The 17,415-nt window shown below is 58.5% G+C and carries 15 protein-coding genes; 8 read left to right on the top strand and 7 right to left on the bottom strand.

Going from position 1 to position 17,415, the window contains the following annotated elements:
- The first annotated feature begins 142 nt into the window (after positions 1-142).
- From GS612_RS14925 to GS612_RS14895, 7 genes are all read left to right on the top strand, one after another.
- The gene (locus GS612_RS14925) at positions 143-664 is read left to right on the top strand and encodes a class I SAM-dependent methyltransferase (RefSeq protein ID WP_171641384.1); all 522 of its coding nucleotides are present in this window, start codon (positions 143-145) and stop codon (positions 662-664) included.
- 18 nt (positions 665-682) lie between these two features.
- Complete coding sequence (locus GS612_RS14920; protein WP_171641382.1) at positions 683-1,312, top strand: glutathione S-transferase family protein; 630 nt, start codon at positions 683-685, stop codon at positions 1,310-1,312.
- Positions 1,313-1,423: 111 nt separating this feature from the next.
- Positions 1,424-3,826 carry an FAD-dependent oxidoreductase gene (locus GS612_RS14915; RefSeq protein WP_171641380.1) on the top strand — a complete coding sequence of 801 codons (2,403 nt, stop codon included), beginning with the start codon at positions 1,424-1,426 and terminating at the stop codon, positions 3,824-3,826.
- Positions 3,827-3,828: 2 nt separating this feature from the next.
- The gene (locus GS612_RS14910; protein WP_171641378.1) at positions 3,829-5,373 is read left to right on the top strand and encodes a trimethylamine methyltransferase family protein; all 1,545 of its coding nucleotides are present in this window, start codon (positions 3,829-3,831) and stop codon (positions 5,371-5,373) included.
- A complete protein-coding gene (locus GS612_RS14905; protein WP_171641376.1) occupies positions 5,374-6,048 on the top strand; it encodes a TetR/AcrR family transcriptional regulator in 675 nt (224 codons plus the stop codon).
- Positions 6,045-7,349, top strand: coding sequence for an FAD-binding oxidoreductase (locus GS612_RS14900; RefSeq protein ID WP_171641374.1), 1,305 nt, complete (start codon positions 6,045-6,047; stop codon positions 7,347-7,349). The genes GS612_RS14905 and GS612_RS14900 overlap by 4 nt, the downstream gene beginning before the upstream one ends.
- A gap of 56 nt (positions 7,350-7,405) precedes the next feature.
- A complete protein-coding gene (locus GS612_RS14895; RefSeq protein ID WP_171641372.1) occupies positions 7,406-8,137 on the top strand; it encodes a hypothetical protein in 732 nt (243 codons plus the stop codon).
- A 6-nt stretch (positions 8,138-8,143) separates the two neighbouring features.
- Here GS612_RS14895 and GS612_RS14890 read toward each other — a convergent pair whose 3' ends face one another.
- Complete coding sequence (locus tag GS612_RS14890) at positions 8,144-8,506, bottom strand: DUF3307 domain-containing protein (RefSeq protein WP_371419740.1); 363 nt, start codon at positions 8,504-8,506, stop codon at positions 8,144-8,146.
- Between the two features lie 244 nt (positions 8,507-8,750).
- Here GS612_RS14890 and GS612_RS14885 point away from each other — a divergent pair, with 244 nt between their 5' ends.
- On the top strand, positions 8,751-11,747 hold the full coding sequence (locus GS612_RS14885; protein WP_171641437.1) for a cyclic nucleotide-binding domain-containing protein: 2,997 nt from the start codon (positions 8,751-8,753) through the stop codon (positions 11,745-11,747).
- A gap of 3 nt (positions 11,748-11,750) precedes the next feature.
- Here the strand turns inward: GS612_RS14885 and GS612_RS14880 are convergent, their stop codons facing one another.
- From GS612_RS14880 to pcaD, 6 genes are all read right to left on the bottom strand, one after another.
- On the bottom strand, positions 11,751-12,038 hold the full coding sequence (locus GS612_RS14880) for a helix-turn-helix transcriptional regulator (protein ID WP_171641435.1): 288 nt from the start codon (positions 12,036-12,038) through the stop codon (positions 11,751-11,753).
- Between the two features lie 112 nt (positions 12,039-12,150).
- A complete protein-coding gene (locus tag GS612_RS14875; RefSeq protein WP_171641370.1) occupies positions 12,151-13,383 on the bottom strand; it encodes a mandelate racemase/muconate lactonizing enzyme family protein in 1,233 nt (410 codons plus the stop codon).
- 19 nt (positions 13,384-13,402) lie between these two features.
- Entirely contained in the window at positions 13,403-14,497 is a 1,095-nt protein-coding gene (locus GS612_RS14870) for a Zn-dependent alcohol dehydrogenase (protein ID WP_171641367.1), read from the bottom strand.
- An 82-nt stretch (positions 14,498-14,579) separates the two neighbouring features.
- Complete coding sequence (locus tag GS612_RS14865) at positions 14,580-15,779, bottom strand: TCR/Tet family MFS transporter (RefSeq protein WP_171641365.1); 1,200 nt, start codon at positions 15,777-15,779, stop codon at positions 14,580-14,582.
- Between the two features lie 100 nt (positions 15,780-15,879).
- Positions 15,880-16,593 carry an alpha/beta fold hydrolase gene (locus GS612_RS14860; protein ID WP_171641363.1) on the bottom strand — a complete coding sequence of 238 codons (714 nt, stop codon included), beginning with the start codon at positions 16,591-16,593 and terminating at the stop codon, positions 15,880-15,882.
- Positions 16,594-16,605: 12 nt separating this feature from the next.
- Complete coding sequence (pcaD, locus tag GS612_RS14855) at positions 16,606-17,394, bottom strand: 3-oxoadipate enol-lactonase (RefSeq protein ID WP_171641433.1); 789 nt, start codon at positions 17,392-17,394, stop codon at positions 16,606-16,608.
- Between the last annotated feature and the right edge of the window lie 21 nt (positions 17,395-17,415).

Below are 17,415 nucleotides of genomic sequence, written 5' to 3'. Positions count from 1 at the left end.
AGTGTCGCGCGGTTCCGCCCGTCTAGTCAAACCCGTTCTTGGGCCGAAATGTCGCGAAATCGTGAAACTATGGGCTTCGTCGCTACACAAAGTCTTGAGATTTTGCCATCAAGGACGGCATCGGGCGCATTTATGCTCTCGAATGGTATCAAGGAGATATTTTCCGGTGTCCGAGAATCAAAGCCGTCTGGATCTGTTCATCGATCGCATGGTGTCACAGCGCGCTTGTCTGGATTACGCAATCCGGCACACTGCGGGCTTGACAGGTCCGGTTTTCGAATTGGGTTTGGGCAACGGGCGTACGTATCACCATCTTGTGCAGCACATGGATGGCCGCCCGGTCTATGTGTTCGAACGCGCGGTGGCTTCGCACCCCGACTCGACCCCGCCCGAAGATCGCGTGATTCTGGGCGACGTCCGGGATACCCTGCCTGCATCGGTTGAACGGTTCGGTGCGTCAGCCAGCCTGATCCACGCGGATCTTGGCGGGCACAATCGCGAAAAGAATGACAAATTCGCGCGGTTTGTATCTCCGCTCATCGAGCCTTTGCTTGCTCCGGGCGGGCTGATGGTCTCAAGTGATCGGATGTATTTCGAAGGGCTGACCGAGATGCCGTTGCCCGAAGGCGCCGTCGAAGGGCGCTGTTTCATATATCGCCGCTGACCGAAAAGGAGTAACGGCATGATTTTTTACGATTGCTCCACTGCTCCAAACCCCCGTCGTGCGCGGATGTTCATTGCCGAAAAAGGATTGGATATCGAAACGCGTGAGGTCTCGATTGCGAAAGGTGAACAGTTGAGCGAAGCCTTTCGCGCTGTGAACCCTCGGGCCACGATCCCGGTTCTGGTAACGGATGACGGAACCGTTCTGACAGAAAATCTGGGCATTGCGGCATTTCTGGAGGCACGGTTTCCCGAACCGCCTTTGATGGGCCGAACCCCCGAGGAAAAAGGATTGGTTCTGATGCGGAACGCGATCGTCGAACATCAGGGCGGGGCACCGATTGCCGAGGCTTTGCGCAATGGACATCCCGCCTTCAAGGATCGCGCCATTCCGGGCCCCTCCAATCATGCGCAGATTCCCGAACTTGCACAGCGCGGGCGCGAGCGTGTGGCATCCTTCTTTGAAATGCTGGAATCACGTCTGACGGAAAGCCCGTTTGTGGCCGGTGACGTGTTTTCCCTGGCGGATATCTCGGCTTTCGTTTTTGTCGATTTCGCCCGCGTCATCAAGATGCGTATCCCGGAAGACAACGCGGCCACCCTGGCGTGGTTTCAAGCTATTCAATCTCGTCCAAGCGCAAGTCTGTAAACCGGCCGAACCGTGCCGGGTTGCGTTGTGATCGGCACTGTACAGAAATGTCTAGACAGATGTGAACAGTGCAACTAGCGTCTCCTCAGATTCTGTTCAGGGGAGGTCGGGATGAAATCCCAATATCGCGTCGTGGTCATCGGAGGAGGCGTTGTCGGGGCCTCGGTTCTGTATCACCTGGCCAAGTTTGGCTGGTCGGATGTCGTCATGTTGGAGCGGCGGCGGCTGGCGTCTGGGTCGTCCTGGCACGCGGCGGGAGGCATTCATGCTTTGAATGCCGATCCGAACATGGCGTCTTTGCAGGCCTATACGATTGATCTGCTCAGCGAGATCGAGAAGGAATCAGGCCAGAATATCGGCCTGCACATGACCGGTGGTCTGACGCTGGCGGGAACCCCCGAGCGGTGGGAGTGGTTGCAGGCCAATTACCGCATCTTCCAGTCCATCGGCATTGATGACTGTGAACTGCTGAGCCCTCAAGAGGCGCAGAAACGCTGCCCGATCATGTCCACCGACGGCATTCTGGGCGCGATGTGGGCCGACCGCGAAGGCTATATCGACACCACAGGCACCGTGCAGGCCTATGCCACCGCCGCGAAAAAGCGCGGGGCGGAATACTACGAGGAAACCAAGGTCGAGGAACTGATCCAGACGGCGGATGGCTGGCAGGTGGTGACCGACAGGGGCACAATCACCTGCGATCATGTGGTCAACGCCGCCGGCTTGTGGGCCAAGCAGGTGGGGCGCATGGCAGGGGTCGAACTGCCGGTTTCTCCGCTGAAACACCATTACCTGATCACCGACACGGTGCCCGAGGTCGCAGCGGCCGATTTCGAGATGCCGATGACCGTGGATCTTGAGGGCTTCACCTATATGCGGCAGGACCAGAAGGGCGTTCTGGTCGGCATTTATGAGGTCGATCACGAACACTGGGCCATGGACGGCGCGCCGTGGAATTATGGCGAAGAGCTGTTCCAGGAGCAGCTGGACCGTATCGAAAACGAGCTGACGCTGGGGTTCGAACGCTATCCGGCGATCCAGAACGTGGGCATCAAGACATGGGTGAACGGCGCGTTCACCTTCTCGCCCGACGGCAACCCTCTGGTCGGTCCGGTGCCGGGCAAGCGCGGCTATTGGACCGCCTGCGCGGTGATGGCCGGGTTTCTGCAAGGCGGCGGCGTCGGCAAGACGCTGGCCGAATGGATGATCCATGGCGAGCCCGAGGCAGATGCCTGGCCGATGGATGTGGCGCGCTATGGCGACTATGCCCAGAACAAACGCTACATCCGCGAGACGACGGGCCAGTTCTATTCCCGCCGCTTCGTGATGACCTATCCGAACGAGCAACTGCCCGCCGGGCGGCCGCTGAAAATGGCACCGGCGCATGATGCGATGACCGAGGCAGGGTGCAAATGGGGCGTCAGCTGGGATCTTGAAGTACCGCTTTATTTCGCGCCGAAAGGGTTCGAGGAAACGCCGACCCTCAAGCGTTCGAACGCGCATGACATCGTGGCCGAGGAATGCAAAGTGATCCGCGAAGGTGCGGGCTTGCTGGATATTTCGGGCTTTTCGCGGTTCGAGGTTTCCGGTCCGAACGCAGAAGCCTGGCTGGATAGGGTAATGGCCTCCAAGCTCCCCGGCGCGGGTCGTGCGAAACTGGCCCCGATGCTGGGTGAGGATGGGCGGCTGAAGGGCGATCTGACGGTTCTGAACTGGGGCGACGGGACCTGGTGGATCATGGGCAGCTATTACCTGCGGGCCTGGCATATGCGCTGGTTCGACGATCACATGATGGATGGCGTCAATATCCGTGATTTGGGCGAGGAATATTGCGGCTTTGCCGTGGTCGGGCCGAAGTCACAGGCGGTTGTGGAAAAACTGGCGGAACAGGATATCTCGGGCTTGAAGTTCATGGGGTGCGGCGATTTCGATATCGGCCTCGTGCGCGCCCGCGTCGCCCGCATGTCGGTGACCGGAGAAAAGGGCTACGAGATCAACTGCCGCTATGGCGACCATATCAAGCTGCGCCGCATCCTGCTGGAAGCAGGGGCCGAGGAAGGCATCCGCGAATGCGGCTTCAACGCGATGCTGTCAACACGGCTTGAAAAAAGCTTTGGCATCTGGTCGGCGGAATTCACGCAAGCCTACACACCGGGCATGACCGGAATGGACCGCTGGATCGACTGGGACAAGGACTTTGTTGGAAAGGCGGGCGCGCTTGCCGAACGTGACGGCAACGGCCCCGCGCAAATTCAGGCGACACTGGAAATTGATGCTCTGGACGCAGATGCCAGCGGATACGAACCGGTCTGGGCCAATGGCGAACGCGTTGGGTTCGTAACCTCGGGCGGCTACGGGCACTATACCGGCAAGTCACTGGCGATGGCCCTGATCGATCGGGACAAGGCGGAACCGGGCACGGAACTGTCCGTTCACGTAGTGGGGGTTGAACGTCCGGCGCGTGTGATCGCGCCGTCACCTTATGACCCCGAAGGCAAAGCGATGCGAGGCTGATCATGACTGCTGCAGAGCGCGGGCGCCGACGGCGGGGGCGGGGGGCTGACGCCGCCCCGCAGCCCGGTCGCGATGTGAACTATCGCCAGCTCAGGAATCCTTTCCCACAGATGGAAGTGTTCCCGGCCGATCAAATCGCGGATATGCATGACACCGCCTTGCGGACACTGGAAGAGTTGGGGGTAAAGACCCTGCTGCCCGAGGCGCGGAAACTGTTCAAACAGGGCGGCGCGCGGGTGGATGAAGACACTGAGATGGTGTTTGTCGGGCGCGAGATGGTTGAAGCCGCAGTCGCGTCAGCGCCCAAATCAATCGCCTGTCGCGCCGGCTCGCGGCGTCGCGATTTTATGCTCGAACTGGGCGCGCTGGTGTTTCAACCCGGAGCCGGCGCGCCGAACGCAACCGACCTTGAGCGTGGTCGGCGCCCGGCGACAGGTCAGGATTACCTGGAGTTTCTGAAGCTCACCCATCATTTCGACGTGTTCCAGATGATTTCGCCACAGGTCGAACCGCAGGATGTGCCGACCCATCTGCGCCATTACTTCACGACTCGGGCCCAGATGGAACTGACGGACAAGTTTCCGTTCTTCTTTTCGCGTGGAACCCCGCAGGTGATGGACTGCTTTGAGATGCTGACCACGGCACGCGGTCTTTCGGATGATGCGTTCCGGGGCCATGCACATTGCTATACGATCATCAACACCAACAGCCCGCGCACCCTGGATATCCCGATGGCGCAAGGTTTGATCGACTTTGCCCGCCACGGTCAGATGTCGATCATCACACCCTTTACCCTGATGGGCGCGATGGCACCGATCACCGTGGCCGGGGCGATCACCTTGTCCCATGCCGAGGCCCTTGCCGCGCTGACTTTGACCCAACTTGCCAATCCTGGTGCGCCGGTCTGCTATGGCACGTTCACCAGTAACGTGGACATGAAGTCCGGCGCGCCCGCTTTTGGGACGCCGTCGCACTTTCAGGCATCATTGGCTGCGGGCCAACTGGCGCGGCATCTTGGTTTGCCCTGGCGGTCGGCTGCCGGATCGGCGTCAAACACCAACGACGTGCAGGCCGCAAACGAGAACCAGTTTGGCCTTTGGGGATGCCTTATGGCCGGGGCAACGGTGATCATCCACTCCGCAGGCTGGTTGGAAGGCGGGTTGACGGTTTCCTTCGAAAAGTTGGTCTGCGATGCGGAAGTGCTGAACATGGTCGCCGAACTGTGCGCAGGTGCGCAGGCAGGGCCGTCCGAGATCGGGTTTGAAACTGCATTGAGTGAGGTTGAACCCAGTGGCCACTTCTTTGCATCAAGCCAGACGATGGAGCGCTACAACACTGAGTTCTATCAACCGCATGTCCATGACTACGCCAATTTCGGCACCTGGGCCGAGCGCGGGTCGGTGGACGCAAACCATCGGGCAACGGATGTTTGGAAAGGCATTCTGAACGACTTCCGGGCGCCCGCTGTCGACAATGATCGGACAGGTGATTTACATGAGTTCATTGCCCGTCGTACCGCCGAGGGCGGTGCCCCACCGGAGAGTTGAATGAGCCCGAAACCGATCCTTCATCGCGATGACCCCGAGGCCGAGCCATTGATCGGCAACATCAAGGTCACGCGTGACGACTGGCTGAACGTGGCGATGGATGTGCTGATTTCGGACGGGGTGGACCAGATCAAGGTCCTGAACCTGGCCGAACGGATGGCAGTATCGCGGTCGTCGTTCTATTGGTACTTCAAATCCCGGCAAGAGTTGCTGGATGCATTGCTGGCGCGTTGGCAGGCCACCAACACCGCCGCCTTGGTCGCGCAGGCCGAAGCGCCGGCCGAGACGATAACGGCGGCTGTCTGCAACGTTCATCGGTGTGTGGTGAATACCGATCTGTTCGATACGGCGCTGGATTTTGCGGTACGTGACTGGGCGCGAAAATCAGGCAAGGTGCGGCGTATGCTGGACCAGTCGGATGCCCGCAGGCTGGAAGCGCTGCACGCCATGTTCGCCCGCTACGGCTATTCCGAGATCGAAGCCGAAACCCGGGCGCGCGTGCTGTATTACATGCAGATCGGTTATGATCTGGCGCAATTGAATGAACCTATCGAAATGCGGCTGTCGATGGTGCCGCATTACCTCTACGCCTTCACAGGCGTCGCGCCGAAACCCGAGGAAGTTGAAGAATTCAGCGCGTATTCCCTGCGCTTTTGGAAAGGAAACCAGACATGAGCCAACCAGACGCAATCATCATCGGAACCGGCGTGATCGGCGCGGCCATTGCGTTCGAGATGTCCAAGGCGGGATGGAAAACCCTGTCGTTGGACCGGAATTCGCAGGTCGGGCACGGTTCTACCGCGGGGTCCTGCGCGATTATCCGGATGCATTATTCCACATTCGATGGAACCGCGTTTGCCTGGGAAGGCTACCACTACTGGCGCGACTGGGCCGAGTATCTTGGCTTGCCGGAAGACGCCAACCTTGCGCAGTTCCGCGAAACCGGCTGTCTGGTCATGAAAACCGAGGCGAACGGGATGCTGGAAAAGCACATGCGCAATTCGTCCGAGCTGAATTGCCCGTTCGAGGAATGGTCAGATGAAAAAGTGCTGGAACGCTTGCCGGTCTATTCGCTGGACAGCTTCGCCCCCGCGCGCCGTATGGACGATCCTGAATTCGGCCAACCCAACGGGCGCAAAATGACGGGCGGGGTGTACTGGCCTCAGGCGGGTTATGTCACCGACCCGGCCCTGTCGGCCCAGAACCTGATGGATGCCGCGAAACAGCATGGGGCCGAGGTCCGTACCGGCGCTGAAGTCACGGAAATCCTGACCGAGGGCGGGCGCGTTTCCGGCGTCAAGCTGGACTCGGGCGAGGAAATCCACGCCAAGGTTGTGGTCAATGTGGCAGGACCTGGTTCGTCCATCATCAACAAGATGGCCGGCGTTCTGGACGATATGACCATCACAACCCGGCCTTTGCGGCAAGAGGTCGTACACGTTCCAGCCCCTGAAGGGTTCGATTTTGAACACGACGGAACCATCGTTTCGGACAGTGACATTGCCTGCTATTGCCGCCCGGAACACGGCAATCACATCCTTGTCGGATCTGAGGATCCGGAATGTGATCCGCATCAGTGGTGCGAGGACGATGTGAACTACAATCGTGAATTCACCGATCAATGGACCACGCAGGCCATGCGGTATGCGCAGCGTGTGCCCAGCCTTGGCATTCCATCGAAAACGCGGGGCGTGGTTGACCTGTATGATGCGTCTACCGACTGGATTCCGATCTATGACAAATCCAGCCTGCCGGGGTTCTACATGGCCTGTGGTTCAAGCGGAAACCAGTACAAGAATGCGCCGATTGCGGGCAAGATGATGGCGGCACTGATCGATTACTGCGAAGGTGGCGCCGATCACGACGCGAAACCGTTGCAGTTCGAATTGCCATACATCAAGCGGACAATCGACGTGGGCTTCTACTCGCGCAAACGCCCGATCAATGAGGAAAGCAGTTTCTCGGTTCTGGGCTAGTCGCGTTTCGCAAACGGTCTATGTCATGGGGGGCTGTCAACAAGCCCGGCCCCGCCATGACCGACCGAAAGACAACCGTATTGATCCTTGGCAGCGCCCCATCGGCGCTGGAGGCGCGGGCATGGTCGCGCGCGCCTTTCACGCATATCGTCGCCATCAACAACGCATGGCGCATCCGAGAAGACTGGGATTACCTGATCCACCCCGAAGACTTCCCGGCAGAGCGCCGCCCTGGAAAAGTTCTTGGCACTCAACACATAGTCACTGCCGACGAATACGTCCCAAGACAAAATGACTATGGCGGGTTCGTCTATGCCGGCGGAACGATGGCTTTCACGGCAGGCTATTGGGCTTTGTCAGCCCTGAAGCCGGATGTTCTGGCTTTTTCCGGTTGCGACATGATGTATTCAGGATCGGGACGAACACATTTTTACGGAAATGGCACTGCGGACCCTTTGCGAGAGGACGTGACACTGCGTTCGCTTGAAGCGAAGGCCGCCCGACTGGGACTTTACGCAGCCGCTCAGGGGTGCAGAACCGTACGGTTGTCCAGCGCGCCAAGCCGGCTGGTGTTTCCATCCGTCAACATATCTGACCTGACGGCCGCACCGCTTCCCGATATTGCAGCCATGCACAGTGTGCAGCGAATGGAAGATGATCTTGGATATTATGTAGCCTCTGGTCGGTATTGGGAAGTTGAACACCGGTTCGACCCTGCTGCGATTGACGCATTGGATCGGATGTGGCTAAGGGCCTATCGGCTTGCCGTATCGGAGAACGCGGCCTGACACCGTTCAGGCGGCGGCGAAAGTAACCCAGGCCCAAACCATCGCAACATAAGTTAGGTTGTGCATCAACTGATCCAAACCTGCAGCGCGCCAAAAAGCGGGTTGCGTTGGCTCAAGTCGTTTTTTGTCTGAATAGCTGGCCTTGATGAAATCGATATTGAAATGGATGAACCATTCCAGCGCCCCGACAATCAGAATAAAAGACAACGGCGCGCCGAACACCAAAAAAACGACGACAGAACCCACAACATGCACAGCGGCATGTTGCGCGCGTCCCAAGTGAAAATACTCACCCCGACCGGAAAGCATCTTCGGTGTCTGGAGGTAGTAGTCAGCGAACATATGCTTGATCAACAAAAGACAAAGCATAAGAAACACTGCGCCAATACTGGCAGTCAAAAGAACCCTCCCGATATCGTTCTGCCGCCAACATTAGGCAATAAAACGGGCACGCGTAAATGAACTAGTTCACATTCGGTCAAGAAATTTTCCAAAAGGGAAAAATTTGCTTATCCTGTCTGGATGATATTTGATTCATGCTGTTGAAATTGCATGCATTGCGTTTAATCCACGTCGAAGGTCAGCAGCAGGGGCAGGTTCCATAGAACGCACAATTTTCCGCTTTATCTGGAAATACTCCAAGCGCGAACAGCTGATCCTGCTGGCCGTGACGGCGACGCTGTTTCCTTTGCTGTACCTCACACTTGAGTTGCCAAAACGAATAATCAATGACGCGATCGGGTCGTCCACCTCCGAGGTGACAATCTGGGGCTATTCCATGTCGCAGACCAATTTTCTGGTCGTTCTGTGCTTTGCCTTTCTGGCGGCCGTGCTGTGCCACGGCCTGATGAAAATGCGCATCAACACCATGAAGGGCGTGCTGAGTGAACGGATGCTGCGGCGCTTTCGCTATCAGTTGATCAGCCGGGCGCTGCGCTTTCCTCAACCCTATTTCGAGCGTGTAAGCCAAGGTGAAATGGTGTCAATGATCACCGCCGAAAGCGAGCCGATGGGCGGCCTGATGGGCGATGCGATCAGCCAGCCGGTTCTTCAGGCCGGCCAAATGATCACCATACTTTCCTTCCTGTTCCTGCAAAGTGTCTGGTTCGGGCTGGCCGCGGTGGCGCTGATACCCTTGCAGGCCTGGTTGATCCCCAAGCTGCAACGCCAGATCAATCTGCTGAACAAAAAACGCATTCAGGAGGTTCGGGTTCTGGCGGCGCAGATCGGCGAGAACGCAGCGGGCGCGTCCACCCTGCGGACCAATGGCGGCTGGCGTTTTCGCCGGTCGATGATCTCAGAGCAATTGGGACGCCTGTTCGGCATCCGTTTCGAGATCTATCAAAAGAAGTTTTTCATGAAATTCCTGAACAACTTCATCTCGCAGCTTACACCGTTCATGTTCTATCTGGTTGGTGGTCTGTTGGTGCTTCAGGGCTCGGTTTCACTGGGGGCGCTGGTTGCCGCATTGGCTGCGTACAAGGATCTCAGCTCACCTTGGAAGGAACTGCTGACCTATTACAACCAGACCCAGGACATGTCGCTGCGCTGGGATGTGGTTCTTGACCGTTTTGCCCCGGCCGGAATGCATGATGAAACCTTGTTCAAAGGTGAACCTACCGAGTGGCCGCACCTGAACGGCGACATCGTGCTGGATCACGTTTCTGTGCGCGACATGGATGGCAATCAGGTGCTTGATGATCTGGACCTCAGTTTTCCTGCCGGGAAGACAATTGGGATCGCCGCCCCCAGCGAGGAAGATCGACGCGCCATCGGCGAATTGCTGACACGGGAAATACGTCCCAGTGCTGGCCAGGTTCGGATCGGAGACCTGAAACTGGCCGAGTTGCATCAGGCGGTTGTCGCCGCGCGTATCGGGTATGTCACATCACGCCCTGTCATGTTTCAGGGTACGCTGGGCGACAACGTGATGATGCCGATGCGGTTCAAACCGCTGACTGACCCGCCGGACGATCCGGATTTTCTTGAAACTCTGAGGGCGGGCAACAGTGCCGATCCGTTCAGGGCGGAATGGCTGGACCCAACTCTGGCCGGCTTTCAGGACGCCGCAGAACTGCGTGCCTGGTGGTTGCAGTTGATCGATGGAATGGGGTTTGGCGCGGCGCTGTTCCAACGGGGCGCCGAACAAAGTTTCGATGCGGCCGAGCATTGTGAACTGGCAAAGAAGCTGATCGAGCTGCGCCCGGTCGTGCAGCAGGCCGTTCGGGAGGCCGGGCTGGAACAACAGGCGCTTGTCTTCGACCGGAATACCTATAACGCAGCCCTGCCTGTGGCTGAAAATCTGCTGTTCGCAACGCCACGTGTACCTGTGACACAAGCTTTGCTTGCGCAGCAAAAGGTTTTTCTCGGACAGTTGCGTGAACTGGGGCTGGACGAGACATTGATCGCGTTGACACGCGATGTGATCGACATGCTGCGCCAGATATTCGGGATCGATGGAACCGACCACCCGTTGTTCCAAAAGCTTGGTCTTGATGCAAAAACCTATGAAATTGCAGTGGATCTGGTGGACCAGACCCGCAAAGAAGGTTCGGACGGGCTGGATGACGAACAGCTTGCCAACATGTTGGCGGTGCCATTTGTGATCTCTGCCGAACAGATCGGACCTGCATTCACGGATGAACTGAAGGATCGCATCCTTGAACTCCGGCACAGCCATTCCGAGAAACTGATGGATCGTTTGCAAGACGTCTTCGTTCCATTGGATCCGAACGTCTTTGCGCCCGGATTGACGGTCATGGAAAATGCGCTGTTCGGAAAAGTCAGCCAGATTGGCGGTTCCCGTTCGGACGAAGCCCGCAAGGTGATTGTCGATGTGTTGGCTGAAAACGGCGCGCGCCCATTGGTCACAGAGCTGATCTATGATGTGCAGGTTGCTTTGGGCGGTCAGAATCTTCCGGCGGTATTTGCCGAACCCTTGGCCTTTACCCGTGCGACGATCAAGAAACCTGACATCCTGATTCTGGAAAATGCGCTGGCCAGCTACGACATGAAAACGCAGGTGGCGGTCTATAAACGGCTCCGTGAACTGCTGCCGGACACCACTGTTGTCTATCTGAATGATCAGTTCGAAAACCCCGGTGCATTCGACATGTATGTGGAAATCCGGCAAGGTCGTGTGGTCTCGGACGGAGGGCCTGTAGAGGTGGAGGAAGACAGTGCAGCATCGGCGGATTTGACGCGGAAACTGCGCGCTCTGGAACAAACCCCGTTGTTTTCGGGCCTGGATCGGCGGCAGCTGCGCCTGCTGGCCTTTGGTGCGCGCTGGTTTGATGCCGAGCCGGGGCAGGTGGTGTTCTTGAAAGATGACCAACCCACCGACGGTGCCTATGTTGTGCTGGAGGGCGAAGCAGGTTTGTACCTGCCGCAAGAACAGGGGCCTGACCAATTGATCACCAAAGTCGGGCCTGGTGCTTTGGTCGGAGAGTTGGGCCTGATCAGAAAAGAACCGCGTGCGCTGAGCATGGTGGCGGAAACCCAGCTTTCCTGCTTGCGGATCGGAGAAGAAGAATTCCTTGCCGTTGTGGAAAACGATGCGGCGACCGCATTCAAGCTGTTGCAGGTGATCGCCGGCTATGTGTCCAATTAGCGATCAGCAGTCCGTGTTGCAGAACAAATCATAAAGCAGATGGATCACTTTTTGCGTGGCGCCGTCGCGCAATGAATAATAGATCGTTTTGCCTTCCCGACGCGTCGAGACCAACTCTTCCTCGCGCAGGCGTGCCAGCATCTGGCTGACTGCGGCCTGCCGCAGCTGAAGCAGCTCTTCAAGTTGGCCAACGGATTTTTCACCACCGCCAAGATGGCACAAGATCATCAGACGCCCCTCGTGCGCCAGTGTTTTAAGAAATGCAGCCGCGCGTGCAGCATTGTCTTTCATGTCCGGCAGAGCGTCTGTTGGGTGTGCCTGAGGTTCGGTTTCGTTAAGTGCCACTTTCTGACCGTCATGTCGCGTTTCGTGATGCCAATATGCATCAAGGCCATTGATATTGTCACCCCTCGGTTGCCGGAGCGCCCCCTTGAAAAGCGTTGCCTTCAACGTAATCGCATGGGTCTTCCTGCATTTGCAGATGCAAACCGTCTCCGTCATATGGGTGCGCGCGGGCCAGGTCTTCATCGACATCGATCCCAAGGCCCGGAGCATCCGGGGCGGCGACAAAGCCATTCTCGACCCGGATCGAGCCCTTGATCAGTTGATCGTGGAAAGGTGTTTCGATGGTTTCCAGAAGCAGCAGGTTGGGAATGGACGCCGCCAGATGAATATTGGCGGCCCATTCCACCGGGCCGGCATACAGGTGCGGCGCCATCTGCGCGTTGAAGACCTCGGCCATGGCGGCGACTTTCTTCATCTCCCATATTCCGCCTGCGCGTCCCAGGGCCGGTTGCAGGATTTCGGCGGCTCCGGCGCGCAGGACGGCTCCGAATTCGGCCTTTGTGGTCATCCGTTCTCCGGTGGCAACCGGAATGCGTACATTGCGCGCGACGCGGGCCATGTCTTCGATATTGTCCGGCGGCGTAGGTTCCTCGAACCACAGGGGTTGGAATGGTTCCAACGCCTGCCCCAGCCGAATTGCACCGGCTGTGTTGAACTGGCCATGGGTGCCGAACAGCAGATCGGCCCTGTCCCCCACGGCCTCGCGGATCGCCTTGCAGAAGGCGACGGATATGGAAATGTCGCGCATCGCGGGCATGTGCCCGCCGCGGATGGTATAGGGGCCTGCGGGGTCGAATTTCACGGCGGTGTAGCCACGGCTTACCATTTCCGCCGCCGTTTCACCGGCCTGTTCGGCAGAGGTCCAGAAATCGTTCAGGTTGTGCTGGGGCAGGGGGTAAAGGTAAGTATAGGCCCGGATCCGGTCATTCATCCTGCCGCCCAGCAGCGCATGCACCGGCCTGTCGCGATCTTTGCCCAGAATGTCCCAGCAGGCGACTTCCAACCCCGAGAATGCGCCCATCACCGTCAGGTCCGGGCGCTGCGTAAAGCCGCTGGAATAGGCGCGGCGGAACATGAGTTCAATGTTTTCGGGGTTTTCTCCCAACATATGCCGGTCGAACACGTCCTGAATGACATGACGCATCGCTTCGGGGCCTACGGACGAGGCATAACATTCACCCCATCCCGTGATGCCGGTATCGGTCGTCACTTTGACAAGTATCCAGTATCGCCCTCCCCAGCCAGGTGCGGGCGGGGCGGTGACGATGACGTCTAGATCCTGAAGTTTCATCCCAAATCCTTTCGGTGGGTCAGGTCCTGTCGAACAGGATCACATTTCGCTTGGCCGATCCGGTTTTGGTGTCGGCGATGGCCTCGTTGATCTGATCCAGAGACCAGCGGCCCGAGATCAGCTCGTCCAGTTTCAACCGCCCTTGCTTATACAGATCCACCATCCAGGGTATGTCGCGCTGAATGACCACGTCGCCCATTTTCGACCCGACGACACCCTGGCCCAGGGCTGCCAATACAACAGGTTCATAGCTGGCCATGTCACCGGAATGTGGCATCCCGATCATGATCGCCTTGCCGCCGCGCCCAAGATAGCGCGGAGCCTGATCATAAGCGGGAACCGCGCCGACAGTGATCAGAACGGCATCGGCACCGCGCCCCCCCAGCGCCCTGTATGCGGCTTTCCAAGGTTGATCCAAGCTGGCCAGGACGCCGTGGGTTGCGCCGAACTCTTTGGCGATCTCAAGCTTTTCTTCGGTCATGTCCACGGCCACGATCCGCCGGGCGCCTGCAATCCGCGCGCCTTGAATTGCGTTCAGGCCTACACCGCCCGCCCCAATGACCACCACGTCCTGACCGGGGCGCACGCCTGCCGCATTCACCGCAGCGCCGACCCCGGTGATCACACCGCAGGACAGCAGGCTGGCCAGTTCCTTGGGCAGGTCATCCGGGATTTTGACGATCTGGCGGTGGCTTACCACGACCTTTTCGGCAAAGGCCCCGCATGCCATCGCCTGTTCGAGCGGGCCGCCATCGCCTGTTTTCAACGGACCTTTGACAGTGTCGTAGGGTGTTTCGCAAATTGTCGGTTGCCCGCCTGCGCAAGCAGGGCAAGACCCGCAGGCGCGGATCAGGGTCACCACCACAGGGTCGCCGACCTTGAAATCCCCGGCCGCCTCTCCGACTGCGGTGATCACACCTGCGGCTTCGTGCCCGTAAACGGCTGGCAGGAACCCTCCCCATGCGCCGTCGGCATAGGAAATGTCCGAATGGCATATGGCCACGGCATCCAGTGTCACCTCGACCTCGCCCGTGCCAGGGGGGGCCAGATGAACATCTTCGATCACCAGTGGCTCGCCAAATGCCCGGCAGACTGCGGCTTTGATTTTTTGCATGTTGTCCCTCACTCCCGTTGGGTTCACGGTGGCGCGAGAAAAGGCGGCTCGCAAGGCAGAAACCGCCATTTGCGTGTCGTTGTTACGCTACGACAGACCGGGACCGTCTAAACAGAAGGAACCCTGCCAGCATCAACAAGAGTGCCAGCAGAAAAGGGGCGCCGGGCAGGTAGAGCGGGGTGTCAGGTCGAATGAACTGCGCGAATACGCTGGTCATCACCAACGGTGAGATCACCATTGAAAGCGCATGCAACGCAGTCAGGACACCTTGCAATTCGCCTTGCTGCGAATCTGGTGTGGCCCTTGACATCATCGCCTGAAGGGCGGGCGTGATGACCGCCCCAATGGCGGTAATCGGAATGAGAAGCAGTGCAATCAGGCCGTTGGTCAGAAAGGCCAGAATGGCGAAGCTTATGATTTCAAAGATCATGCCATAGATGATTGTTGCCCGCTCGCCCAAAAGCCGGATGGCCGGGCGGATCAGGCCGCCTTGCACGACGGCCATGCCGATACCATAGATTCCAAGCGACAGGCCGATCATCTGCGCGGACCAACCGAAGCGCTCGGTCGTGAAATAGGACCAGATGGCCGGATAGACGTAGATTGAAACCGAATACAGGAAATAGACCCACAGCATCGGCCGGATGCCGGGCAATGACGCTATGGCGCGAAGCGAGTTCACCGGGTTCGCGCGTCGCAGGTTGAAGGCACGCCTGTTTTCATCGGTCACCGTTTCGGGCATCACGAAATATCCGATGCAGAAGGTCAGCGCCGCCAAACCCGCAGCAGCCCAGAATGGTGCACGGGTTCCAAATTCGCTTAGCAATCCGCCGATCACCGGACCCAGAACGAACCCCACGCCAAATGCCGCGCCCAAAAGGCCGAAATTTGCGGCCTTGTCTTTTGGGCCGGACACATCGGCCATGAAAGCCGCCGCTGTCGAATGGGTGGCCGCCGTGATGCCGCCGACGATACGTCCGACCAGCAAAAGCCAGATACTGCCCGCCATGGCCATGACGACGTAGTCCAGCGCCATTACGAACAAGGACACCAGCAATACCGTTCTGCGCCCGTAAGCATCGGACAGATTTCCCAGAATGGGGCCGAAGATGAATTGCATCGCGGCAAACGCAGTACTCAGCACGCCGCCCCAGATCGCGGCATTGGCCAGGGTGCCGCCCTGAACCTCGACAATCAGTTGCGGCATGATCGGCATCACAAGACCAATGCCCATAGCATCGATCATGACGATGCCGAGGATGAAGAAAAACGGCAGACGCATGGGACCTGAACAAATGAGTTGTGAGCGGCACCCTAGTCACGCCCGACGACTGAGGGAAGAGACAGTTCCGCCGGACACCCCATGTCGTTGCGGCAGGTTGCTAGAGTTTGCCCGCCAGTCCGGACAGAAGCTCAGCCAATTCCTGCGGATGTGAAAAAAACGGCGAATGCGAGCTGTCGATTGTACGTCGAAGATTTTCGGGGACGCAGGCGCTCATGTCTGCCTGGTACTCGGTCGGTATCGTGTGGTCGTCGGTTGTTCGGATATAGGCCTTGGGAACTTTGGCAAAGCGTGCGCCGACAGGCAGCGGTGTTTCTTGTGGCAGGATGGCTTGCGGACACAGGCGCGCGTATGCGTATGGCAGGATGTCGTCCGGGCAATCGTGATAAAATAGCTGTGGGATCGCATCCACGGACACGGTATAGGAAAGCCCGTCCGCAGATTTTTCCACTGCGTGCGCAATGGTTTGCCGCGGCCCGAGCCTGCGCATTTCCGCCATCGAAAGACCATCCCGAGGGACATAGGCACACAGGTAAATCAAGGCGCGCATCGCATCCGGGCGCGCCTCGGCCGCTGCGCTGATCGGAAAGCCAGCCCAGGAATGGCCGACGACGATCGTATCGGGTGTACAGGCGTTCAAAATGGCATCGCGGCAAATGTCCAGCGTGACGTCGGCCACCGGCGTGGGGTCTGCACCATGGCTGGGCATGTCGATGGCGCGGGCGGTATGGCCCAGGGCTTCCAAAGCGGGGATCAGGTCGCGCCAGCACCAGGCGCCGTGACACGAGCCATGGACCAACAGGAAGGACGCCATTGTCATTTTCCTTCAGACATGTCCGATTTCGGTCAGAAATCCGGTCAGGATCTCTGCGTATTCCGCGGGATTCTCAACGCAAGGCAAATGTCCTGCGCGGCGGATCAGCCGAAATCGGGATCCGGGAACAAGATCAATCGTTTCCCGCACCAGATCGGGCGGGGTCGATCCGTCTTCGCTGCCCGCAATCCCAAGCGTGGGCAGGCGCAGGCCGCTTGTGGGGGTATAAAAGTCGGTACCGGCAATGGCAGCACAGCAGCCCAGATACCCTTCGACTGGTTGGCTGACCATCATATCGCGCCAGGGCAGGTGATTTTGGGCGCGGCGGAATTCGCGCGAGAACCAACGCTCCATCGTGGCATCGGCCAGAGTCTCGATCCCGCCCTTTCGCACCGCCTGAATACGCTCTTGCCAGATCGAAGGCGTGGCGATCTTGGCAGCGGTGTTCGACAGCACCAGCGCACGAATCTGGTCCATGCGTTTGACCGCCAGCCCCTGCGCGATCATCCCGCCAATCGAGAGACCGACAAAGACGCAATCGCGAACCTGAAGGTGATCCAGCAGCGCCTCGGCATCCCGCACCAAAGCGCCCATCGAATAGGGTGCAGGGGGCACCGAGGATTGCCCGTGCCCACGTTTGTCATACCGGATGACGTGCAGCCCGTCGGGCATGTATGGCAGCACCGCGTCCCAGAGATGCAGGTCGGTTCCCAAGGAATTGGCAAACACAATGGGTGCACCGTCCGTGGGGCCGTCGATGCGATAATTCAGTTTCACGTCGCCCAGATCAGCGATCATCATGACAAAGGTCCTTGTCGTCAT

Source organism: Ruegeria sp. HKCCD6157 (assembly GCF_013110685.1).
Classification (GTDB): Bacteria; Pseudomonadota; Alphaproteobacteria; order Rhodobacterales; family Rhodobacteraceae; genus Ruegeria.
The sequence above is the reverse complement of the archived record's forward strand: the minus strand, read 5'-3'. Positions and strand labels throughout refer to the sequence as shown.